The 21161-nt window shown below is 70.8% G+C and carries 19 protein-coding genes; 14 read left to right on the top strand and 5 right to left on the bottom strand.

What is annotated here, in order from left to right; genetic code table 11:
• Positions 1-185: 185 nt before the first annotated feature.
• Together Vse01_RS22070 and Vse01_RS22065 are read left to right on the top strand one after the other, a co-directional pair.
• Positions 186-1163: a WD40 repeat domain-containing protein gene (locus tag Vse01_RS22070; RefSeq protein ID WP_093410950.1), complete on the top strand. Its 978-nt coding sequence runs from the start codon at positions 186-188 to the stop codon at positions 1161-1163.
• Complete coding sequence (locus Vse01_RS22065) at positions 1160-2083, top strand: hypothetical protein (RefSeq protein ID WP_139233253.1); 924 nt, start codon at positions 1160-1162, stop codon at positions 2081-2083. The genes Vse01_RS22070 and Vse01_RS22065 overlap by 4 nt, the downstream gene beginning before the upstream one ends.
• Before the next feature lie 305 nt (positions 2084-2388).
• Here the strand turns inward: Vse01_RS22065 and Vse01_RS22060 are convergent, their stop codons facing one another.
• The 3 genes from Vse01_RS22060 to Vse01_RS22050 all read right to left on the bottom strand — a co-directional run bounded on the left by Vse01_RS22060 (position 2389) and on the right by Vse01_RS22050 (position 6316).
• A complete protein-coding gene (locus Vse01_RS22060) occupies positions 2389-4065 on the bottom strand; it encodes a right-handed parallel beta-helix repeat-containing protein (RefSeq protein ID WP_232511469.1) in 1677 nt (558 codons plus the stop codon).
• A 539-nt stretch (positions 4066-4604) separates the two neighbouring features.
• Positions 4605-5354, bottom strand: coding sequence for an SDR family oxidoreductase (locus Vse01_RS22055; protein WP_093410956.1), 750 nt, complete (start codon positions 5352-5354; stop codon positions 4605-4607).
• A complete protein-coding gene (locus tag Vse01_RS22050; RefSeq protein WP_093410957.1) occupies positions 5351-6316 on the bottom strand; it encodes a helix-turn-helix transcriptional regulator in 966 nt (321 codons plus the stop codon). Before Vse01_RS22050 ends, Vse01_RS22055 begins: the two co-directional genes overlap by 4 nt.
• Before the next feature lie 245 nt (positions 6317-6561).
• Here Vse01_RS22050 and Vse01_RS22045 point away from each other — a divergent pair, with 245 nt between their 5' ends.
• The 5 genes from Vse01_RS22045 to Vse01_RS22025 are packed head-to-tail and all read left to right on the top strand — an operon-like array spanning position 6562 to position 10634.
• The gene (locus Vse01_RS22045; protein WP_093410959.1) at positions 6562-7101 is read left to right on the top strand and encodes an RNA polymerase sigma factor; all 540 of its coding nucleotides are present in this window, start codon (positions 6562-6564) and stop codon (positions 7099-7101) included.
• Positions 7098-7904, top strand: a complete 807-nt coding sequence (locus tag Vse01_RS22040) for a hypothetical protein (protein WP_093410962.1) — start codon at positions 7098-7100, stop codon at positions 7902-7904. The genes Vse01_RS22045 and Vse01_RS22040 overlap by 4 nt, the downstream gene beginning before the upstream one ends.
• Before the next feature lie 14 nt (positions 7905-7918).
• Entirely contained in the window at positions 7919-8725 is an 807-nt protein-coding gene (locus Vse01_RS22035) for an ABC transporter ATP-binding protein (protein ID WP_093410965.1), read from the top strand.
• Complete coding sequence (locus Vse01_RS22030) at positions 8722-10062, top strand: hypothetical protein (RefSeq protein WP_093410967.1); 1341 nt, start codon at positions 8722-8724, stop codon at positions 10060-10062. The genes Vse01_RS22035 and Vse01_RS22030 overlap by 4 nt, the downstream gene beginning before the upstream one ends.
• A complete protein-coding gene (locus tag Vse01_RS22025) occupies positions 10059-10634 on the top strand; it encodes a hypothetical protein (protein ID WP_093410969.1) in 576 nt (191 codons plus the stop codon). Before Vse01_RS22030 ends, Vse01_RS22025 begins: the two co-directional genes overlap by 4 nt.
• A gap of 17 nt (positions 10635-10651) precedes the next feature.
• Here the strand turns inward: Vse01_RS22025 and Vse01_RS22020 are convergent, their stop codons facing one another.
• Entirely contained in the window at positions 10652-11110 is a 459-nt protein-coding gene (locus Vse01_RS22020) for a MerR family transcriptional regulator (protein WP_093410971.1), read from the bottom strand.
• A 15-nt stretch (positions 11111-11125) separates the two neighbouring features.
• A complete protein-coding gene (locus Vse01_RS22015) occupies positions 11126-12145 on the bottom strand; it encodes an MDR family NADP-dependent oxidoreductase (RefSeq protein ID WP_093410973.1) in 1020 nt (339 codons plus the stop codon).
• 167 nt (positions 12146-12312) lie between these two features.
• Here Vse01_RS22015 and Vse01_RS22010 point away from each other — a divergent pair, with 167 nt between their 5' ends.
• The 7 genes from Vse01_RS22010 (at position 12313) to Vse01_RS21980 (ending at position 21051) form a co-directional block, all read left to right on the top strand.
• Positions 12313-13611 (top strand): sensor histidine kinase, encoded by a 1299-nt coding sequence (locus tag Vse01_RS22010; RefSeq protein WP_093410976.1) that lies wholly within the window; start codon positions 12313-12315, stop codon positions 13609-13611.
• Positions 13599-14261 (top strand): response regulator transcription factor, encoded by a 663-nt coding sequence (locus Vse01_RS22005; RefSeq protein ID WP_093410979.1) that lies wholly within the window; start codon positions 13599-13601, stop codon positions 14259-14261. The genes Vse01_RS22010 and Vse01_RS22005 overlap by 13 nt, the downstream gene beginning before the upstream one ends.
• A gap of 130 nt (positions 14262-14391) precedes the next feature.
• On the top strand, positions 14392-15165 hold the full coding sequence (locus Vse01_RS22000) for an ABC transporter ATP-binding protein (RefSeq protein WP_093410981.1): 774 nt from the start codon (positions 14392-14394) through the stop codon (positions 15163-15165).
• A 3-nt stretch (positions 15166-15168) separates the two neighbouring features.
• A complete protein-coding gene (locus Vse01_RS21995) occupies positions 15169-17706 on the top strand; it encodes an ABC transporter permease (RefSeq protein ID WP_093410983.1) in 2538 nt (845 codons plus the stop codon).
• A gap of 95 nt (positions 17707-17801) precedes the next feature.
• Entirely contained in the window at positions 17802-19037 is a 1236-nt protein-coding gene (locus tag Vse01_RS21990) for a serine hydrolase domain-containing protein (RefSeq protein ID WP_093410985.1), read from the top strand.
• A 194-nt stretch (positions 19038-19231) separates the two neighbouring features.
• Positions 19232-20416 (top strand): serine hydrolase domain-containing protein, encoded by a 1185-nt coding sequence (locus tag Vse01_RS21985; RefSeq protein WP_093410987.1) that lies wholly within the window; start codon positions 19232-19234, stop codon positions 20414-20416.
• A gap of 173 nt (positions 20417-20589) precedes the next feature.
• Complete coding sequence (locus Vse01_RS21980) at positions 20590-21051, top strand: hypothetical protein (protein ID WP_093410989.1); 462 nt, start codon at positions 20590-20592, stop codon at positions 21049-21051.
• Positions 21052-21161: the final 110 nt, after the last annotated feature.

The raw sequence follows: 21161 nt of genomic DNA, 5'->3' as shown, positions 1-21161 counted from the left end.
ACGACGAGTGGCCATAGTGGATCACTGGAGGCGATCTGGTGCGGTGGCAAACGGCGGCGATGCACGACCCGCGCCTACCGCTCCGGCTGTCCGAGCGGGCCGGCGCGCCGTCAGGCCGGCGTCATTTCCCGGGCGCGGCGCCGTCGGCCTGCCAGGCGCCGGCGCGAGCCTGGTCAACGAGGGCCATGCTCGCCGGACTGGTGAGTCTGCTGCTTGCCGGTTGCACCACTGAGCCGGAGCCGACCCGACTGGACGGCACCGATCAGATCGTCGAGCCGATGGTCAGCGCTGCGGCACCGCCCGGTCCTGAGTTCGACCTGGCCCGTCGGAGTCTCGCCGGCGCCCAGCTCACCCGGGACGGCAAGTATCAGGCTCGGCTGGCCGGTGACTGGGTGGTCGTCTCCACCGCCGACGGTGCCGAGTTCGACCGGTTCGGCACCGGCGCCGAAGACGCCCGGATCAAGATGGACTTCTCTCCCGACGGGCGATACCTCGCGGTCGGACTACCGGACTCGGTGGTCCTCTACGACTTCACCACGAAGAACCCCACGGCGCTGCCCCTGCCGGAGGAGGTAGAGCGGCCGGACGGCGCACCCCAGCCGCGCGCCGGCAGGTTGCGCTTCTCGGCCGACAGCGGCCATCTGGTGGTCGAACTGTTCGATGAACGGAACAACAGTCGCTACTGGCTCCACGATCTGCACAGTCGTCGCGAGATCGTTTCGCCGCTTCCGTCGAGCATCGAGGTTCCGAGTGATCCGCGTGCCATCTTGTATGTGGCTGGGCTGGCCGTGGTCAACGGCGGAAAGCGGGTGGTGATCGCGGGTCAAGAAGGCTTCCTGGTCTGGGCACCATACGAGCAGACATTCCAGTGGCGGCTCTGCGCCTGCGGTAGCACGCTGACCAGCACAGTGGACCGGCAGGCTCGGCACGTGGCATTCCTGACTCTGAACGACGAAGTAGTGCTCTGGGACCCGGGCCCTCCCCAAGAGGTTGGACACTGGAAGGTGCCGGCCGTGCCACTTGGCGCCAAACCGGCAGTGAACCCCGCCGAGATGGAGTTCACCGAAGACGGCGGCTGGCTGCTGGCCGGCCCGGAACACGGCCACGTGTGGTCGGTCCCGGACGGCAAACTGGCGGGTTCGTGGCAGGGGCCTGGGTCGTGAGCGGTGGCAAACCGAAACGGCGGCGCGGCAACAGCGGTCGGGACCGGAAGAAGGCAGTCCGGGGTGGGCGTCCGACAGCGGCCCAGGACAAACCGGGTGGCGATCAGCCGCTACCGCGGCTGCGCCGGGTGCTGGGATCGTTACATCGGGCCTGGTGGTTCGTGCTGGGCACTGCGGTAGCCGCCCTCCTCGGCGCCGTCGCGGGCATCTATGTACCCAGGTGGGTTGACCATCTGGACCCGCAGGTCGTCGCGGTACACGTCGTGGCGAATCCGGCCACCGTGGACACCTGGGGCACTGCTGAGTTCGCCATGGTGCTGCCGAAGGACGTCCGGCCCCCCGATGATCCACCGGTGGGCTGCGCGACGCTGATCGACTGGGCGCGCGCCCTCGGCGCTGTCGATCACAAGGTGAGCCGGGTGCGCGTCGTCGTGCAGGGCGCCAGCGATCAGGGGGTGCTCATCGACAACCTGCGTGCTCGCGTGATCCGGCGCAGCCAAACTCCGGAACCGGCCGGTGTGCAACTGCGCTGCGGCGGCCAGCAGGGAGCCGTCGAACCACGGGACGTCGAGATGGACCTGGACGCTCCCCAGCCGGCCGCACGCTACCGCACCCTGATCGAGGGGCGCAGGCCACTGTTCGGGTTCACCCTCGCCAAGGGCGAGACCGAGGTGTTCGACCTGACCGCGTTCACCACCGGCACGGTGGAGTGGACTATCGAACTCGACCTGGTGGTCGCTGGGAAACGAAAGCGGGTCGAGGTGACCAACCGGGGTCGGAGCTTTGTCACGACCGCAGCGCCCGGACCCCGGACCTACCAGGTACCCCCAGGCGGCGACCACTGGATCGAGTGTGCGCAGACGCCCCGCCGCGCCTGCCCGGAGAGCGGTCCGCCGGCACACTTCAGGTACGACGCCTGACATCTCCTCAGCCTGCAGGAACGGTTCCCTCCCAGGCGAAGACGGTCGGCTGACGCTGACCTTCGTCGGTGCAGCAGTCGTTGCCGTCGCGCCGGACCATCAGTACGAAGCGTCCTCTGTCACTGATCCGCCGCCGGGGCCACGGGAGTTCCGCCTCGTGTCCGTACCCGGCGGCGGGCGTCGCCCGCGCGTCGGGAGAAACCGACGGCGGGGCGCACCCGGTCTACGGACGGCTGTAAGTCCCCGGTGGACCAGAGCCGATGCCGGCGTCGCCTCGGCGGTGACGCCGGCGTCGGCCGCGCTCGTTACGGAGTGACCACTCGGCCGCCGAAGGTCACGACCAGCCGACCGTCGGAGGCGAAGGACCAGCCCAGAGCGCCGGTGTACGACGAACACCGGGTTCCGTTGGTGCCGGACCAGAACTGGTTCGAGCTGTCGGAGTTGCCGATGATCCGGTCGTTCGAGCCGCCGTTGCACGAGGTGTTGTTTCGGAACACCGAGGAGCCGCCGTCGAAGTTGAAGTTGCGCTCGGCGTTGCCGATGTTGGCGTTGTTCGACACCGTCATCGTGCCGGGGTTGCGGTTGTAGGTGAACCCGTGCTTGCCGTTGGCGTAGGCGATGTTGCCGCGGATGGTGTGGTTCACCGCGATGTCCTCGCCGCCGAGCTTGAATCCGTTGCGGTCGCCGTTGCCGGCCTGGCCGCCGTTGCTCAAGGTGCCGTTGTGGTAGGCGAGGGAGGACTCGATGGTCACCGCGCCGATGGCCCCGGTGTCGCTCTTGGTGTAGAGGTCGTAGCCGTCGTCGATGTTGTTGTGTGCCACCGTGTAACGGAAGACGTTGCCGGGACCGACGGTCAGCTTCGGGGCGAAACCGTCGGCATCCTCGCCGTCGGAGTCGACGTTGTCGTGCGACACAGTGCTCACCACGAGGTTGTTGGAGGGCCACTGGTCGCGGGGCGCGTTTGCGATCAGCCGCGAAAGTTGCAGCCCTGAGTCCCGGTTGTGGCGGGTGATCGTACGCTCGATGATGTTGTTGTTGCCGGCCAGCAGGATGCCGTTGTCGCCGGCCCGCTCGACGATGATGCCGCGGATGTGCCAGTACGATCCGCCCACCGCCAGGCCCCGGTTGGCCGGGTCCTCGCTCTGCGCCGAGAAGTTCAGGATCGGGGTCTCACCCGCGTACGCGAAGATGTTCTTGCGTGCGCTCGACGTGCCGTTGTTGCCCTGGGCGATGGTGATGGTCTGCGAGTAGCGGTAGGTGCCGCCGCGCAGGAAGATCGTTCCGCCGGTGGGAATCCGGGTGATCGCGGAAGTGAGCGTCGTCGGGTTCGCAAGCGTGCCGGCCGCGCTGTCGGTGCCGGTCGGCGCCACGTACAGCGTGCCGCTCGACGGCGGGGGCGGGCTGGTCGGTGGGGGCGTGCTCGGTGGCGGGGTGGTCGGCCCGGTCGTCGGCGGCGGGGTCGTCGGCCCGGGCGTGGCACCTGAGGCGTACGTCTCGAACTCGGCGATCCTCGGCGTGCCGCTTGCGCCGGTGATCTCGAAGTTGATCTTTCTCAGCGAGGTGGCGGGGAAGTTGATGACCCCGGCCCCGGCGCCACTGGCCAGGGTGGCGCCGGTGTCGTTGTTGACGAGTCGCCAGGAGCCGACGACACCTACCGCGCCGGCCGCCTCCCGGATGTTCACCGACGCCACGGTGGTGGCGGTGCCCCACTTGACGGAGATGCGACCGGTCGTGCCGGTCGGCGACCAGTAGCTGCCCATGTCGCCGTCGATCACGTTGCCGTAGCTGGTGCCGCTGGCCTTGCTGGAGCCGTCGGCGCCGGCCCCGAGACTGAGGTTCGTCGCGTTGGCGCTCACCGATGCGGCGGCGAATCCGTCGGCCGAGCCGGACGCTCGGGACACCGGCAGCGCTGAGGCAACGGCGGCTGCGGCGGCCACGGCGGTGCCGCCGGCGAGCAGCCTTTGTCGCACGGTAGTTCTCACTGTTCGTCTCCTCGGGGAGTGAGCACGGTGCAAGGCGTCTCCTGCACAGCCCGACACCGCAGGATGGCTACAGGGTCATGTCATCAGCCTGGCTATAGAGCGAAACATCGATGTAATGCCAGGCTAGGAAAGCGCTTGCCGGCATGACAAGCCCAGCGATGTGCAGGTTTGTTGCAGGATTGTGGGCAGCCGCCCGTCCAGCCGAGAAGACACGGGCAGCACGGCAGCGCGAACCGCCTCCACCGCGCACGGCCCGCACGTGCAAACCCGGCTGGAGCAACGGGCAGCCAAGGTACGCGCGAGACTCGCCACGATCGACACCGAACGTTCGACGCGCGCCATGGAGCCTTGAGAGGCTGATGTCCTAGGACGCTCTGCAGGGGGTGAGGCGTCTCATGAAAGCGAGGATCAAGCCCACCCGTGACGCCTTACCGGCAGCCGGCAAGGACTGGTCGGGGCGGTCAGCGGTAGGGCGTTGCAGGGCTCGCCAGCGGGGGAGGCGATGGGCTGGCCGGTCGCCTAGCGGGTCCGGCGGCCGGTCAGCCGTTGCGTAGGACGCGGTAGCCGAGCGTGGGTGAGAGCCGCATGATCGTGCGTAGGAGCTTTGTCCTACCGACGTAGATCTCGTCGCCGCCGCGGCGCATGCCGTCGAGGACCGCAGCCGCCGCCTGACTGGCGCTGATCTTGCCGCGGCCACGCCCGTGCGTCATATCGGTGTCGACGAGGGCCATGACTGCATCGATCACCCGTACGTCCGGGGCTGCGTCCTGGCACTGGTAGCGAAGCGCACGGGTGAAGGTGCGCACACCCGCCTTGGTCGCGCAGTACACCGGTGCCGATTGTTTGGGTGCCAGTGCCAGCCCGGTGGAGACGTTCACGATCGCTGCGGAGGGCTGCCGGCGCAGGTGTGGCAACAGGCCGGTGGACAGCGCGATGACGGCGTCGAGATTGACGGCGACCTCGCGACGCACGGCCGGCCGCAGGGAATGCGGGTCGGCGCCGAGGAAGTCGGTGAGTGTCTGCACACCGGCATTGTTGATCACCACTGAGAGAGCGGGGTGCCGGTCGGTGACCTCGCCGATGAAGGCATCGACCGCGTCGGGGTTTGCCAGGTCGACCGTCCAGGGGTGGACGCGGCCGCGGTGCTCGGCCTCCAGCGCGGCGAGCTGGCCGTAGTCGCGTCCGACAGCCACCACCTGTGCTCCACGTTCGACCAGTTGCCGAGTGAGCTCTCGGCCGATGCCCCTGGCGCCGCCTGTGACAAGAATCGTTCTGCCTGCGAGGTTCATCGCCCCGCCTCCTTTACTCGCGCCAGTTGGTGGTCCCGGTTGCCGAGGTGAGGCTGGGAGGTCGGGCGGGCGAAGGCCGTCCGGTACGCTGCGGGCGTCATGGCGGTCCGGCGTCGGAACTCGCGGGTGAAGTGCGGTTGGTCGGCGTAGCCACAGGCGAAACCGACCACGCCGAGCGAGTGTCCGGCGTTCATCAAGAGGTCGGCGGCGGCCTCGGCGCGCGCGGCGGCGAGCAGCACGGCGAAGCCGCCCTCGGCCTGCAGCCGGCGTTGCAGGCTGCGTGGCGCCATGCCCAGCTCGGCGGCCAGGGCACCCAACGTCCAGCGGTGGGCGAGGTTGCCGGCGAGCAGACGCCGGGCACGGGCTGCCACGTCGGTTCCGGTGAGCGGCCGATCCGCCCTTGCCGTCGGCGCAAGCGACGACCATGCGAAGTGCCAGACCGCAGTGGCGTGACCGGGCGGTGGGGCCGTGAAGACCCCGTCGGCGTACACGACCAGCACCCGGCGTGAATCGAGCGCGACCGTTACCCCGCGCGCACCGATCGCCGCCAGCAACGCTGTCAGCACGCCGAGGATCAGCGCGTCCTCGGCGGGCTCGGGCGGCGCTCCGGGCGGCCCGACGTGCTCGGCGACGAGGTGGGACGGGCCCGCCTCGCGCACCACGACCCGGTGGCGCGAGTGGGTGAAACGCTCCAGCCGGCCCCACCGCGCGAAGAGGTCGTCGGGGGTCCTGGCTGCCGCGAGCGCCAACAGGGCCGGATCCGGCGGCAGCCGCGGCAGGAACAGGCCCACGCGCAGCAGTGGCAGCAGTCCGTGGGCCTGCGCTATGCCGGCCAGGAGCCGGCGTTTCGCATCGAGCGGCATCAGCGCACCACCCGACGGGTACGCCGGGACCGCGATCGCCTCCTCGGCGAGCGCGCGCCGCACCGCTGCGATCAGGACCGCGCTCGCGAACTCGTCCACCGGCTCCTCGTCCCATCTCCCAAACTGTTTCGCGGAAGGCTATGCCGGCAGCGACCGGACGTCTTGAACAATGACGCCAGCCCTGCAACGCGAAGGTCCATCCCCGGGTTGTCGCTGGTGCGGGGGCCTCGACTGCGAATCCACAGACCGCAAAGATCGGGCCGCCGGCACGCCGCCTGGCTTACCAGCAGCCGAGTCGTGAAATCGTCGGCGACGAGAACCTGATCTTGGTGGTCGGCGTCTGTATGGACGTGAGGCAAGACGAAGGGGAGTTGCTGCGGCGGATCGCGCGTGGCGACGGTGCGGCGTTCGACGAACTGTACCGCCGGACGTCTCCGTGGTTGCTCTATCGTCTCCGCCGTCGCTGCGCGGACGACGACCTGATCGCTGATGTCATCCAGGAGACGTATCTCGCGGTGTGGCGGGCCGCCGACTCCTACGCGGGTATGAGTGCCGGTAGCGCGGTCGGCTGGCTGTGGTCGATCGCCGCGCGGCGGCTCGTCGACGGATTTCGGCGACGCGCGAGGGATGCCCAGGCGGTGCCGCTGCCGCTGGCCCTGGAGGACTCGCCGGCGGCGGAGGACGTGGTGTTGGCCGGCGCGATCGGCGACGACATGGGTGATGCGCTGCGCCGGCTGGCACCGGAGCTGCGTCAGGTGCTGCACGCCCTGGTGTTGGACGGACTTTCGGTCCGGGAGACCGCGCTCATGCTCGGCCTTCCGGAGGGAACCGTGAAGACTCGCGCCCGTCGTGCGCGACTGGCACTGCGGGAGGCGTTGTCGTGAACGCACACATCCCGGTCCGGGCATTGGGCCGCTATGCCGCCGGTGATCCGGGCATCGCAGCGGACGTCCTGTGGGCGATGGAGACACACCTGGAGCAGTGTGCCGACTGCCGGAGCCGGCTGGCGGACGCCAGCGACGGTGATTCGATGGCGCTGCTGGCCACCGTCTGGGTGAAGGTGGAAGCTGCGATGTCCGCCGCCGAGCCGGTGACTGTCCGGCGCCGGTGGCTACCTGCGCGGTCCGCCCGGTGGGTGACGCCGGTGCTCGTTCCCTGGCTCGTGACGACGGTGCTGGTGGTGCTGGTCGCGCTCGGGTTCGACCTGGCGGTCGCCGGCCGGGGCGCGACACCGCCGTCGCTGGTGGTGCTCCTGGCGCCGGTCGCGCCGCTCCTCGGGGTCGCCACCGCCTGGACCGGGCGGCTCGATCCGGCCCACGAACTGGTCGTCGCGACCGCCCGGGCCGGCCTCGGGATGGTGCTGCGACGAACCCTGGTCGTGCTCGTGGTGGTGATCCCGGTGCTGACGGTGGCCGGTTGGATGGTCGGCGCATCCCCGGCGCGCTGGTTGATGCCCTGCCTGGCGTTCACGGCGGGTGCGCTGGCGCTCGGCAAGGTGGTCGGTCTGCCGAGGGCGGCGTGGGGCCTGGCGTTGCTCTGGGCCACGGTGGTCGTCGGGCCGAGCATCGTCACCGCCCGGCTGCCGGTACTGCTGAGCGAGGCCGCCCTGCCGGGGTGGGCGGCGCTGACCGTGGTGGTGGCTCTCGTCCTCCTGCCTCGTCGCAGTGGTTACGCGGAGCTCCGATGAGAAGAAGGTACGGAATGAGGAAAGGGATCAGTGCCGCCCTCCTGGCGCCGACGACATACGCGTGGGCGATCCGGGCGGTGGAGCTTCGGGTGCGAGCGGGCAGACGCCTGGCCGTCGATGGCCTCGACCTGTCGATGGGCAACGGTGTGCACGGGCTGCTCGGGCCCAACGGAGCCGGCAAGACGACGCTGATGCGGGCGCTCGCGACCGTGTCGCGCCCAGCCGGCGGCGTGCTCGAACTACTCGGTCACCCCGTGCACGCACGATCCGACCTGCGGACGTTGCGCCGGTCGATCGGCTACCTTCCGCAGGAATTCGGGTTCTACGGCCGGTTCACGGTACGGGAGTTCGTCGAATACCTTGCCTGGCTGAAGGAGGTGCCGGCGCACGACATCCCGGACGCGGTGCAGCGTGCGTTGGAACGTGTGGGCCTGGCCGAGCGTGGCGACTCACGCATGAAGACGCTTTCCGGTGGGATGGTGCGGCGAGCCGGCATCGCGCAGGCGATCGTCAACGATCCGGAGATCCTGCTGCTGGACGAGCCCACGGTAGGTCTCGATCCCGAGCAGCGGCTGGCCTTCCGCTCGCTGCTGCGCGAGCTGGGCGAGCACACCTGTGTCGTCGTCTCCACCCACCTGGTGGAGGACGTGGTCGCTGCCTGCACGAACGTGGTGCTGATGGATGCCGGTCGGCTGGTGTTCCACGGTGGTCCGGCTGATCTGGTGGAACTGGGCCGCGAGGGAGTGGGCGACAGTTCGGCCGAACGCGGGTACACCGAGCTGTTGCGCCGGCACCGCGCGGCGGGGGAGCGCACCGCATGACCGGCCGGATCCTGCGCATCGAGATCCATCGGTCGGTGGCGCCCTGGACGGCCCTGGGTGCCGCGCTGGTCGGCACCGCCCTGCTCTATGTCGCGCTGGACGGTTGGGGGGGACGCTGGATGCTGCTGGCGCTCTGGCAGCGGGAGTATCTGTTCATCCTCTGGCCCATGGCGCTGGGCCTGGGCGCGTGGCAGGCCGGCCGCGACCGCCGCTGCCGCACCGAGGAACTGGTCGCGGCGACCGCCCGTCCGCGGTGGCAGCGGGTGCTGCCGGCAGCCACGGCGATGGCGCTCGCCGGGGCCGCCGGCTACGTCCTGATGTATGTCGGCGGCGCGGTCCAGGTCGCGGCGTATGCGAGCTATCTGCCGGGGCAGTCCATCGTGATAGCCGGTGTCGGTGTGCTGTGGATGGTGTCCGGCGTCTGGCTGGGCATGACCGTCGGGGCGCTCGCCCCGTTCCGCCTTACCCCACCCGTCACCGCCGTCGTGGGTGCCACCGTGGCGCTCGTCGCGATCACCGACCGGGGGTACGCCCACGTGCCGAAGATCGTTCATCTGCTGACGCCGTCACCGTTCGGGTTCTGGGGCGACTTCGTGACGGTGCTGGGCAGAGTCAGCGTCGCCCACACTGTCTGGCTGGTCGGCCTGGCAGCGAGCGCGCTCGCCGGCTTCCTCTGCGCCACCCGGACCGCCCGGATGGTGGCGGCCCTGCCCGCCGTGGTGGCGGCCGTGGTGGCCCTGGCGGTACTTCCCGACGGCCGGCAGCGGCTGCCGGTGCCCGATGCGGCGGCGGTCGCGCTGGTCTGCACCGCCGGACCGGGGCCCGAGGTGTGTGTCACCCGGGTTCACGCCAGCGCTCTGGCGGAGCTGCGGGATCCGGCGCGGCAGGCGCTCGCGACGATGTCGGCGAAGCTCCCGCAGGCACCGACCTCGGTCCACGAAACACCCGAATCCTGGTACGAGAACCAGCCGACCCCGCGACCGAGGGATGTGCTGCTCGTGGAACTCGAGCTCGCGCCCTGGGGTGGCGTGAAGGCAACCCCCGACGAGTTGCGGTGGCGTCTCCTCGACGGGGCGGGCACCCGGCCGTGTGCGTACACCATCGGAAAACCCGACGCGGCCCGGGCGAACCGCGTCGCGCGGCTGGCCGCGGCCGCCTGGCTGGCCGACAGCGCGCCACCGGACGGCCCGGACGGCGACGCGGCAGGTCAGACGTGGCAGACACTTCGCGCGTTTCCGGCGGCGGAGCAGCGGGACCGCGTCGCCGCGCTGCGGAGGGCGGCGCTGGCCTGCACCGAGGTGAATCTGCTCGACCTTCTGGTCGGTGACCACCCATGAGGTGGCTCACGTTGTACCTGCGGTGCCGGGGCGTCCCGGCCGCCGCCGGGGCGGCGGCGGCCGGCGTACTCGTGTTGTGGGGGCTGGGCCAGACGGCCGAGGAGCCGCGACTCAGGCTCGCGGTCGCGTTGTTGTCGACGCTCGTCGCCATCGTCGCGTTCGGGCCCGGGCTCACCGGCGCCGATCCCGCGTTGGAGCGGACGGCGTCCCTGCCGTGGCCGCCGCGCCGCGCCGCGCACATCCTGGCGGTGATGGCCACCGCGACGCTCATCGCCGCGGCGCCGGCGCTGACCGGTGAACCGCTGGCGACGGCGGCGCTGATGATCAGGAACACCACCGGGCTCGGTGGGCTCCTCGCCGTCGGAGCAGTCTGGGGTGCGCAGTGGGCCTGGCTTCTCCCGGTCGGGTGGACACTCGCGGTGATCCTGTCCGGGCCGGCGAGCGGGCACCTGTACCAGGAGATCCTGACCTGGATGCTGCAGCCGGCCGCCACCGCCTCGGCCGCTGCCTGCGCCGCGACCATCGCCGTCGTCGGCGTGGTCACCCACGCCCTTCTCGGGGGCCGCCGGTGAGCACCCGTCCCGGCGGATCACCGAATCGTCCCAGCCCGCCCCGGAGCGCGGCCGTCACTGGTCCGACCGAGGGTGTCTGCCGTCGCAGGCGGCGCTTTCTCGGCCAACTGAGCGTGGCAGACGGACAGCAGTTGCCGCAGTCGGGTCAGTCGGGTGATGTGCCCATCGATGATCTCCAGCCGGCGGCGGAACATTTCACTCGCCTGTGGCAGCCGGATGTGGTCGGGCACGGTGTGTTCGGGCAGAGTGTCGCCGTCGAGCAGATGAAGATGGGCGCTGAGCGTGGCGATGTCGTCAACGGTCAGGCCGAGCGACAGCAACTCGCGGATGATCTTCACTCGGGCCACGTCGGCATTGCTGTAGGTCCGTTGCCCGGTGCGGGTGCGTATCGGTGGTGCCAGCAGTCCCCGCTGTTCGTAGAAGCGTAACGCCCGCGGTGTGGTTCCCGCTGCCGCTGCGGCGTCACCGATACGCATCGTGCCTCCCGAGTGTCAGAGCGCTACGAGGACAGCGCCGACATGCCGTCCCTCGACGACCTCCTGGAACGCTCGGGCGGCCCGGTCGATTCCATGGATGCGGGTATGCGGAAATCGGATGCTGCCAGCCTGTAGCCAGTCGCCGAACCGCTGCGTCCATTCGGCGAGCGCGTCGGGGTGGTCGGCGGCGTTGAACCCGCGCATGCTGGTTCGCTTGAGCACGATGGGCGCGAGGTCCAGTTCCAGCGGCGCGGTCGTGCCAGCGCCCTCGGCGGCGAGTTGCGCCGACAACGCGCCGATCAGGACGATGCGGGCGTGGGGCCGGGCGGCTTGCACCGCAGCCTGAAGCTGTTCGCCGCCGACGGTGTCGAGCGCCACGTCGATGCCGTCCGGAGCGGCGTCGGCGAGCTGCGTGGCGATCGGTTCCGCTCCGCGTACGACGACCGCGTCGTAGCCGAGTTCGGTGGTCAGGACGCGGGCCTTCGCCGGTGAGCCGGTGGTACCGATGACTCTGGCCGCGCCGAGACGACGGGCGATCTGGCTGGCGAGGGAACCGACGGCACCGGCGGCGCCGGTGATGAGCACCGTGTCGCCGGCACGAACGGCGGCGGTGCGGGTCAGCGCCGCGTACGCGGTCCAGCCCTGCGACAGGTGAGCCAGCGGATCCGGTAGCGAGTCTCCGAGCCGCCGGCACTGGTCGACCGGGACGACCGCGTACTCGCGCCAGCCGAGGTCGTGCCCGACCAACTCGCCCGGACGCAGGCCGCTGGAGTCGGGGGCGGCGACGACCTCGCCGATCGCGGCGCCGGGCAGCGGATCGCCTGGTCGCGGACCGGGCAGTCCCGCCGCGGCCGCGCCGATGAGGGTCCGGAGCAGGGCCGCGGAGACCAGGAAGGCACGGTTGCGGACCAGAACCTCGCCGGACGAGCGGGGTGGCACCGGGACCTCAACGATGGTGAAGTCTTCCGGGCGCGGCAGGCCGTCCGGAGTCGTGAGCAACTGAACCTGACGATGGATGGAGGGCAGTGAAGGCACGTGACGCTCCTTGCTCGGTCGGTGGAGCGCGACCGTAAACCCTGACCCATGCGTCAGCTGCAAGTCTCAAGGGCACCCACAGGACTGGTACAGCAGGCTGTACTTTCTGGGCCGCGGCACGCCGGAGCCGACCTTGCGTCGCTATGGTCTCTGCCGGGAGGTACGGGATGCCGCGCAGGGACGCCGCTGGCGCTTCGGCCGCTGCGGGACGACTGGGCCCGCAGCTCTGGCGGGCGGCGCGGCGACACCTGCGTCGCCGCCTACGAATGTCTGTCGACGCCGTCGAACACCTCGTCGGCGGCCTCGGCACGTCGATCCTGGCGCTGGCGGCCGTACTGCTCCTGGTCCTGGTGGCGCTCGCCAGCGTGGTCGGCGTCGGCCTGGCGATGGTCCCGTCGGCGGCGAAGGCGGTCCGGCTCGCCGCCAACCGGGAGCGGGCCCGGCTGTCGCGATGGGACCGCGATCTGCCCCTGCCGCCGGCGGTCCCCACGAGCCTGCGCGACGTCCTGCGCGACCCGTGGTTTCGGCGTGAGTGCGCGTTCGTGGGCATCCACGGCACCGTCGGGTTCGGGCTGGGTGTGCTCGGGTTGTCGCTGCCGATCTCCGCCGTGCAGAACCTGCTGTTTCCGCTCTACTACTGGGTGCTGCCGCCGGAGGCGGGCGGTCCGGGGTTCATCGACTGGCGGATCGACGGGCTCCCCGACGCGCTGCTGGTGGGGTTGATCGGGGTCGGCTGGCTCGCCGCGACCGTGGCGCTCAACCCGCCGCTGGCCGGGCTGCAGGCGCTGCCGGGGCGACGGTTGCTGGCACCCCCGCGCGACGTCGACATGTCGCTGCGGATCGCCGAGCTGACCGCCACCCGGGCGGCCGCGCTGGACGCGCACGCCGTCGAGCTGCGGCGCATCGAGCGGTCCCTGCACGACGGGGCGCAGAACCGGCTGGTCGCGGTCACCGTGCTGCTGGGTGCCGCGCGGCGGGCGATGCTCCGCAATCCGGCGCGGGCGGTGGAGATCCTGGACCGCGCGCACGACTCGGCTGAACTGGCCCTCGCGGAGCTGCGCAGCGTCGTACGCGGGATTCTGCCCCCGGTGCTCGACGACCGTGGGCTCGCCGCCGCGCTCGACGGACTGGCCGCCGGCTGCGGGGTGCCGTGCACGGTGGAGGTCGACGTCCCGGGCCGATGCGCCGCGTCGGTCGAGGCGACGGCGTATTTCGTGGTCGCGGAGGCGTTGACAAACGTCGCCCGGCACAGTGGTGCCGCCTCGGCGGCGGTCACCGTGCGGCGCAGTATCGACCGGCTGTACGTGTCGGTCGTCGACGACGGCCGGGGCGGTGCCGACGAGGGCCACGGCTCGGGCATCGGCGGCATCCGGCGGCGGGTGCAGGGCCACGACGGCCGGTTCACTCTGACCAGCCCACCCGGTGGGCCGACGACCCTACTCGTGGAGCTGCCATGCGGATCGTGATCGCCGAGGACGACGCCCTGCTGCGGGAAGGTCTGTCGCTGCTGCTGCGGGCCGAGGGGCTCGACGTGGTCGCCACCACCGACGCACCGACGACCTTCCTGGCCGCCGTCGACGAGTTCCGGCCGGACGTCGCGATCGTCGACGTCCGGATGCCGCCCACCCACACCGACGAGGGCATCGTGGCCGCCGTCGAGGCCCGGCGTCGTCGACCCGACCTCGCGGTGCTGGTCCTGTCGGCGTACGTCGAGCAGGCGTTCGCCACCGACCTGCTCGCCGGCGGCGCGGTCCGGCTCGGCTACCTGCTGAAGGAGCGGGTCGGCCGGGTCGAGGAGTTCCTCACCGCACTGCACCGGGTCGCCGAAGGCGGTACGGCGATCGACCCGGAGGTGGTCGGCCAGTTGTTCGCCCGCAGTCGTCCCGACAGCACCCTGAGCCGGCTCAGCGCCCGGGAACGCGACGTGCTTGCCCTGATGGCTGAAGGGCTCGGCAACGGGGCGATCGCGCAACGGCTGTTCGTCACCGACGGGGCCGTGCACAAGCACATCCGCAGCATCTTCGGGAAGCTCGGTCTCGCCCCGGACGACCGCGCCGACCGGCGGGTGACGGCGGTGCTGCGCTACCTCGAGGACGCCCAGCGCCGCAGTTGGTGATGCCAGCGCCGCGCGATTGGTACAGCCTGCTGTACCCCGGTTGGCCAGCACGCTAGATCGTCCGGCAACCCATCTGACCATAGCGTTCTCCATGTCATCGTCCTCTGACGACATGGAGAGGTTGGTCCAGATGTCCGTCCGCGTTGGACGCCCCGCCGACCCGGCGGTCCGCGTGATACAGCTCGCCCGTACGTATGGTTCCGGACCGCAGGCCGTCACCGCGCTCGCCGGCGTCGACGCGGAGTTCCACCGCGGCACGTTCACTGCGGTGATGGGGCCGTCCGGTTCCGGCAAGAGCACTCTGCTGCAGACCGCAGCCGGCCTGGACCGGCCCTCCTCCGGGCAGGTGTGGATCGGCGGCCAGGAGCTGTCGCGGCTGTCGGAGACGAAGCTGACCAAGCTGCGGCGCAGCCGGATCGGCTTCGTCTTCCAGGCCTTCAATCTGATCGGCGCGCTGACCGTCGAGGAGAACATCCACCTGCCGCTGCGGCTGTCCGGGGTACGCCCGGACGCCGCCTGGCTGCGTCAGGTGGTCGAGCGGGTCGGGCTCGGCGACCGGTTGCACCACCGCCCGGCCGAGTTGTCCGGCGGGCAGCAGCAGCGGGTGGCGATCGCCCGGGCGCTCGCGATGCGCCCCGAGGTGATCTTCTGTGACGAACCGACCGGCGCGCTGGACACCCAGACCGCCGCCGACGTGCTGGCCCTGCTGCGGTCGGTGGTCGACGACGCGCAGCAGACGGTCATCATGGTGACCCACGATCCGGTGGCGGCCTCGTACGCCGACCGGGTGATGGTCCTGGCCGACGGTCGGATCGTGCGGGACATGCCCCAGCCGGGTGCGGAGCAGATCGCCGAGCAGTTGGCGTGGCTCGGTCGCCGCCAGCTCGTCACCCAGGAGAGCTGAGCCATGCTGATGCTCGCCCTCCGGATGCTGCGCCACCGCATCGGCAGCGCGGTCGCCACCCTCGTCGCGCTCACCTGCGGCGTCATCATCCTCATGTCGATGGGCGTGATGGTCGAGTCCGGGATGCGGTTCACCCCCGCACCCCAGCGGTACGGCGCCGCCGACATCCTGGTCGCGGATCGCGACATGACCATCGAGACCACCGAGTTCGGGGAGACGTCCACGGTCACCGTGGACCTGCCCACCGGCGGAAGCGTGCCGGTCACCCTCGCCGAACGCATCGGGCAGCTGCCCGGTGTGGCGGTCGCCGCCGCCGACCGTTCGATCCAGGCGGTCGTGCCGATCGACGACTCCGCGCAGGGGGCGGTCGCGCACGGTTGGAGCAGCGCCGCGCTCACCCCGTACCGGATCGTCGACGGCAACCAGCCCGACACCACCGACGAAGTCGCCATCGACGGCCGGCTCGCCTCGGCGGCCGGCGCCCAGCTGCGGCCCGGCGACCAGATCACGGTCCTCGCCGCCGGCTCGGTCAACCAGTACCGGATCAGCGGCATCGTGGACCGTACCGCCGCCGGTGACACCCCGTCCGCGCTGTTCTTCACCGACGAGCACGCCGCGGCGCTCAGTGGCAGCCCGGACCGGGCCGGACTGATCGGGATCGTCCTGGCGGCCGGCGCGGACTCGGCGGCCGTGACGGCCGAGGTCGACCGGCTGGCCGCCGACTCCGGCGCGACGGTCTACACGGGCACCGAACGGGCCGGAGTCGAACAGTCCGAGGCGCTCATGGCGGCCGACATGCTGATCCAACTCGGTTCGGTACTCGGTGGCTACGTCGCCGGGCTCGTCCTGTTCGTCGTCGCCGGAACGATCGGCCTGGCGGTCCGCCACCGCCGCCGCGACCTGGCCCTGTTGCGCGCCGTCGCGGCGACCCCGGGACAGGTACGGCTGCTGGTCGTCGCCGAGGTCGCGCAGCTGGCCATCGTCGCGGCGGCGATCGGCATCCCCGCCGGCCTGTGGGCGACCGACTGGGTGCACCGACAGCTCATGGACCGCGGCTTCATCCCACACGGCTTCCCGTTCGACGGCGGGGTGCTCACCGCGGTGGCGGTCAGCGTGGCGACCGTGCTGGTGGCGGTCTCGGCGGCGCTGATCGCGGCCCGTCGCACGCTGCGGATCCGGCCGACCGAGGCGCTCGGTGAGATCGCCGTGGAGCCGGCCCGCAGCAGCCTCCTCCGGCTCTTCGCCGGTCTGATCGCACTCGGCGGCGGCGTCACGTTGACCATGTTCACCACCGCCCTCCGCGGTCAGGCCGGACTCGGCGCGGCGCTGGGCATGCTGTTCGTCTTCGTCCTCGCCGCCGCACTGCTCGCGCCGTGGATCAACCGGTACGCCGCACAGGTACTCGGCCCGGTGCTGCGCGCTGTGTGGGGCGACAGTGGTTACCTGGCGGCGGCCAACCTGCGGGCGAACGCGCAGGGTATGGCGACGGTGCTGACCGCGTTGGTGCTGTCGGTCGGCTTCGGCGGCTCGATCTGGTTCCTGCAGGACAACCTGGACCGGGAGGCCGTCGCCCAGACCCGCGACGGGCTGCTGGCCCAGCACTCGCTGGTGTCGGCGATCGGGCTGCCGGCGAGCGCCGCAGCGGACGCCCGCGAGCTGCCCGGCGTCGTCGCCGCCACACCGATCCGGCGTACCTCGGTGATTGTGCCGGTGATGGGGGGCGTTGAACCCGTCGGCGCCCAGGCGGTCGACCCGGACGGGGCCGACCGGACCATGGACCTGTCGGTCACCGAGGGCAGCCTCGCCGACCTGCGTGGCGACACCGTGGCGCTATCGAACCTGCAGGCCTCCACCCAGGGGGCGGAACTCGGCGACCAGGTCGAGATCTGGCTCGGCGACGGCACCCCGGTGACGCTGCGGCTGGTCGCCATCTACGAACGCGGGCTCGCCTTCGGGGACGTGACCCTCAACCGGGAGACGGTTGACGGCCACGCCTCGACCAACCTCGACGACGAGGTTCTGATCCGCACCGAACCGGGCGACGCCGAGGCCGCCGCCGGGCTTGCCGGCCTGGTCGAGCGGTACCCGGGCAGCGGCCTGGTCGACACCGGGGCCGTCGGCGCCCAGCTCGCCACCGACCTGGCGCTCAGCGCCTGGATGAACAAGCTGGTCATCGGCGTCATGGTCGGCTACGCCGCCCTCGCTGCCGCCAACACCATGATCATGGCCGCGCTGACCCGGGGCCGTGAACTGGCCCTACTGCGCCTGGTCGGTGTCACGACCCGTCAGGTCAAGCGGATGGTGCACGCCGAACAGGTCGGCCTGCTCGGCACGTCGCTGCTCATCGGTGGAGCCATCGCCGCCGTCACGTTGGTCTCGGTGGTCCGGATGATGACCGGACAGCTGATCCCCTACGTCCCGCCGCTCGGCTGGGCCTCGATCATCGGCGGTACCACGCTGCTCGCGCTGGTCACCACCATCGCTCCCATCAGCGCACTCCTGCGGACCCCGCCGGTCAACAGCATCGGCGTCAAGGAGTGACCGTCAGCCAGTCCACCGCAGGCTTCGACGAGTCGTCGTCGGCTCCGTGGATCGGCGCACAGGGCGCCCGATCCGAACACTCACCAGGAGATTCCATGTCACCGCAGCACACGGACAGGTCCGGTAAGGCGATCACCAACGACGATGGCACCGCGACGCCGCGTAAACGGTTCGGCGCCGGCCGTCGCACCGCCGCCGCACTGGCGCTCGTCGCGCTGGTCGGGTTCGCCGGCATCGGCATTCAGTACGCCGACGCCGCGCAGGCCCAGCGCCCGAAGAAGGACACCGTCCAGCGCAGCCTGGACGCGCTGGTCAAGGCCGGCGTCGCGCCCGGGGCGCTGGCCTCGGTACGGGACAGCAAGGGTCGCGTCACCAACTACACCGCCGGCGTCAACGACCCGCGTACCCGGGCGAAGGTGCCCACCGACGGGTACGTACGGATGGCGAGCAACACCAAGATGTTCACCGCCGTCGCCGTCCTGCAGCTCGTCGACGAGGGCAAGGTGCAGCTCGACGAGCCGATCGAGACGTACCTGCCGGGGCTGGTCCGCGGCAAGGGCTTCGACGGACACACCATCACGGTCCGGCACCTGCTGGGTATGACCAGCGGGTTGCCCGAGTACGACCTGCCGGACGTCTCCGTGTGGGGCGACAGGTACTACGAGCCGCGCGACATGCTCGACTCGGCGTTCGCCCACGAGGCGCATGCTCCGGCCCCCGGCGGGCAGGTGCAGTACCGCAACGCCAACTACATCGTGGCCGGTCTGCTGGTGCAGAAGGTCACCGGTCGCCCGATCAGCGAGGTGATCACCAACAAGATCCTGAAGCCGGTCGGGCTGCACGAGACGTACTGGCCGGGTGTCGGTGACAAGACCATCCGCCGGCCGTACGCCAAGGGCTACCTGCCTGACCCGGAGACGATGAAGTGGGTCGACACCACTCAGGTGGACCCCTCCATCGCCTGGGCGGCCGGCCAGATGATCTCCACCCCGAGCGACCTCAACAAGTTCCTGGTGGCGCTGCAGTACGGGAAGCTGATCTCGCCGGCGACCCTGGCCGAGATGCGCGACAGCAAGGTCTTCCACCCCGGTGGCGAGGCTTTCCCGGACCTGGTGTGGCAGTACGGCCTCGGCGCCACCGGGTACGACCTCTCCTGCGGCGGTCGCGCCTGGGGGCACGGCGGCGACATCGACGGATACTCCAGCCGTTCCGCCATCACCGCCGACGGTCGCGCCGTGACCATCGTGGTGACGGCCGGATCGAGCCCGGTCCCCGACGGCGTCTTCCAGGTCCTGGACGCGTTCGACGCCGCCCTGTGCGCCGGCAGGTAGCCGTCGCCGGTCAACCGACCCGATCCCTTCGCCCGACCCGCCACTGACGGGGCGACCCGCCTTGCCGGACCGCCGCCTGGACACCGCCTCGGCTCGACCGAGGACTTCGACACGGGCCTAGCCGGAACGCCTGGCGCACCCGGCCCGGGCGGCGGTCCGGCCGCCATCCGTACCCAGTCAAGGAGCAGCCTGCCATGCCCACTCACCCCACTCGACTCCGCCGGCCCACCCGGTCGCGTCGCCGGGTCGTCGCCATGGCGACGACCGCGGTGATCGCGGCGGGCGGTCTCACGGCCGCCGGCCCGGCCGGCACCGCCTGGGCCGAGACCCGTCCCGACGCCATCGGGCAACGCATCGAGAAGCTCGTCGGTACCGATCGGCACCCGGGGGCGCTGGCCGCCGTCCGGGACCGTCGCGGCCGGAACCAGCACTACACGGCCGGGCTCGCCGATCTGCGCACCGGCGCCAAGGTGCCGAAGAACGGCCGGGTACGCATCGGCAGCGCCAGCAAGATGTTCGCCTCCGTCGTCGTGTTGCAGCTCGTCGGTGAAGGCACACTGGATCTCGACGAGTCGGTCGAGACGTACCTGCCGGGTCTGGTGCGCAGCCCTGGTGTGGACGCCGACGCGATCACGGTCCGCCAACTGTTGCAGCACACCAGCGGGCTGCCCGACTACACCGACACGATGTTCCCGGAAATGATCGACATCCCGCGGTACCAGCACACCTACTTCGAGCCGCGGGACCTGCTCGACATGGCCAACGCCAGGGTAGGCCGGCCGGCCGGCGACTGGGCCTACAGCAACACCAACTACCTGCTGGCCGGCCTGATCGCCCAACGGGTCACCGGCCGGCCGTTCAACGAGCTGGCCACCACCCGGGTCATCGAGCGGATCGGCCTGCGCGACACCTACGCGCCCGGGGTCGGTGAGGAAGGTATCCGCGGCCGGCATCCCAAGGGTTACCAGCTCGACGAAGCCACCGGCGAACTGCTCGACTTCACCCGGATGGACCCGAGCTGGGGATGGGCCGCCGGCCAACTGGTCTCCACTCCGGCCGACCTCAACACGTTCCTGCGGGCCCTGCTGGCCGGCAAACTGCTCAAACCCGCGCAGCTGGCCGAGATGCGGACCACCGTCGCGCTGCATCCGCGATCGGGAGTGGGGTACGGGCTCGGTCTCTTCCGCACCCCGTTGAGTTGCGGCGGGGTGGCATGGGGCCACGGCGGTGACATCCCCGGTTACTCGACCGTCAACGGCGCCACCGACGACGGTCGCGCGGCGACGCTTGTGGTCACCTCGCTCAACGGGTCGGTCACGGACGGCTCCGTCGCCGCCGACCGGGCCGCCCTCGTCGACGCCGCGCTCTGCGCGAAGTGACCGGCATGGCAGGAGTACGACTCTCAGCATCGCCCGATCAGCAGTAGGCCATGCTCATGGGGAGTACCGCAGGACCGGGGTTGCCGGTCAACGCCGGCTGAACCTCTCAGGCGGAGCCGACACTGTGCGACATGGGCGGGTCAGGTGTTGGTCGATGTCAGTACCCTGCCGACATGGGTCGGTTCGCCCGCAACCGCGTCAGAGGCCACACGGTGCGGGGTTTGCCACCCGCCGCGTACGGCGGCTTTGTGCTGGTTTTCGGGGTGGTCCTCATGGTGATGGGGGCCGAGCGAAGCTACGCGTTCGTCGCCGGGGTGCCAGGGCACGTCGCGGTCAGTGATTGCCACTTCGAGTCTGGCGGTAAGCGGGACGGTTGGGCGTGTTCGGGTCCCTTCACCGCAGACGACGGCAGCGTCCGCATCGACCGGGTACACATCCGCCCCTTGCGCTACGACCGGCCCAACGGCGCGATCAGGGCCAAGGTGGCGCGGCCGAGCGCCACCTTGGCCTGGGAGCCGGACCCCTGGTTGCTGCTGCCAGCCGGCGGAGGTCTGGTCCTTTTCATGATCAGCGCCTTCGGTCTGTGGTCGACGCTGCGCCCCGACCGGGGCGGCCCGGAGTTCGCCACCCCCTGACAGGCGGTGGCTCCGGTGGGGAACACGTGCACCCGCCACTGCGTTGACGCCCGCAGCTCTACGGACAGCTCCTCAAGTCGACGTACCGTCACCGCCAGGTCCACGTCCCG

The organism is Micromonospora sediminimaris, from assembly GCF_016863575.1.
GTDB classification, from domain to species: domain Bacteria; phylum Actinomycetota; class Actinomycetes; order Mycobacteriales; family Micromonosporaceae; genus Micromonospora; species Micromonospora sediminimaris.
The sequence above is the reverse complement of the archived record's forward strand: the minus strand, read 5'-3'. Positions and strand labels throughout refer to the sequence as shown.

Bases quoted from the DNA above. Each gene is read 5' to 3' on its own strand.
- Vse01_RS22070 (WP_093410950.1), top strand. From the start codon at position 186: ATGCTCGCCGGACTGGTGAGTCTGCTGCTTGCCGGTTGCACCACTGAG.
- Vse01_RS22035 (WP_093410965.1), top strand. From the start codon at position 7,919: ATGAGGAAAGGGATCAGTGCCGCCCTCCTGGCGCCGACGACATACGCG.
- Vse01_RS22055 (WP_093410956.1), bottom strand. From the start codon at position 5,354: ATGAACCTCGCAGGCAGAACGATTCTTGTCACAGGCGGCGCCAGGGGC.
- Vse01_RS22005 (WP_093410979.1), top strand. From the start codon at position 13,599: ATGCGGATCGTGATCGCCGAGGACGACGCCCTGCTGCGGGAAGGTCTG.
- Vse01_RS22010 (WP_093410976.1), top strand. From the start codon at position 12,313: ATGCCGCGCAGGGACGCCGCTGGCGCTTCGGCCGCTGCGGGACGACTG.
- Vse01_RS21985 (WP_093410987.1), top strand. From the start codon at position 19,232: ATGCCCACTCACCCCACTCGACTCCGCCGGCCCACCCGGTCGCGTCGC.
- Vse01_RS22020 (WP_093410971.1), bottom strand. From the start codon at position 11,110: ATGCGTATCGGTGACGCCGCAGCGGCAGCGGGAACCACACCGCGGGCG.
- Vse01_RS21995 (WP_093410983.1), top strand. From the start codon at position 15,169: ATGCTGATGCTCGCCCTCCGGATGCTGCGCCACCGCATCGGCAGCGCG.
- Vse01_RS21980 (WP_093410989.1), top strand. From the start codon at position 20,590: ATGGGTCGGTTCGCCCGCAACCGCGTCAGAGGCCACACGGTGCGGGGT.
- Vse01_RS22045 (WP_093410959.1), top strand. From the start codon at position 6,562: ATGGACGTGAGGCAAGACGAAGGGGAGTTGCTGCGGCGGATCGCGCGT.
- Vse01_RS22030 (WP_093410967.1), top strand. From the start codon at position 8,722: ATGACCGGCCGGATCCTGCGCATCGAGATCCATCGGTCGGTGGCGCCC.
- Vse01_RS22000 (WP_093410981.1), top strand. From the start codon at position 14,392: ATGTCCGTCCGCGTTGGACGCCCCGCCGACCCGGCGGTCCGCGTGATA.
- Vse01_RS22025 (WP_093410969.1), top strand. From the start codon at position 10,059: ATGAGGTGGCTCACGTTGTACCTGCGGTGCCGGGGCGTCCCGGCCGCC.
- Vse01_RS21990 (WP_093410985.1), top strand. From the start codon at position 17,802: ATGTCACCGCAGCACACGGACAGGTCCGGTAAGGCGATCACCAACGAC.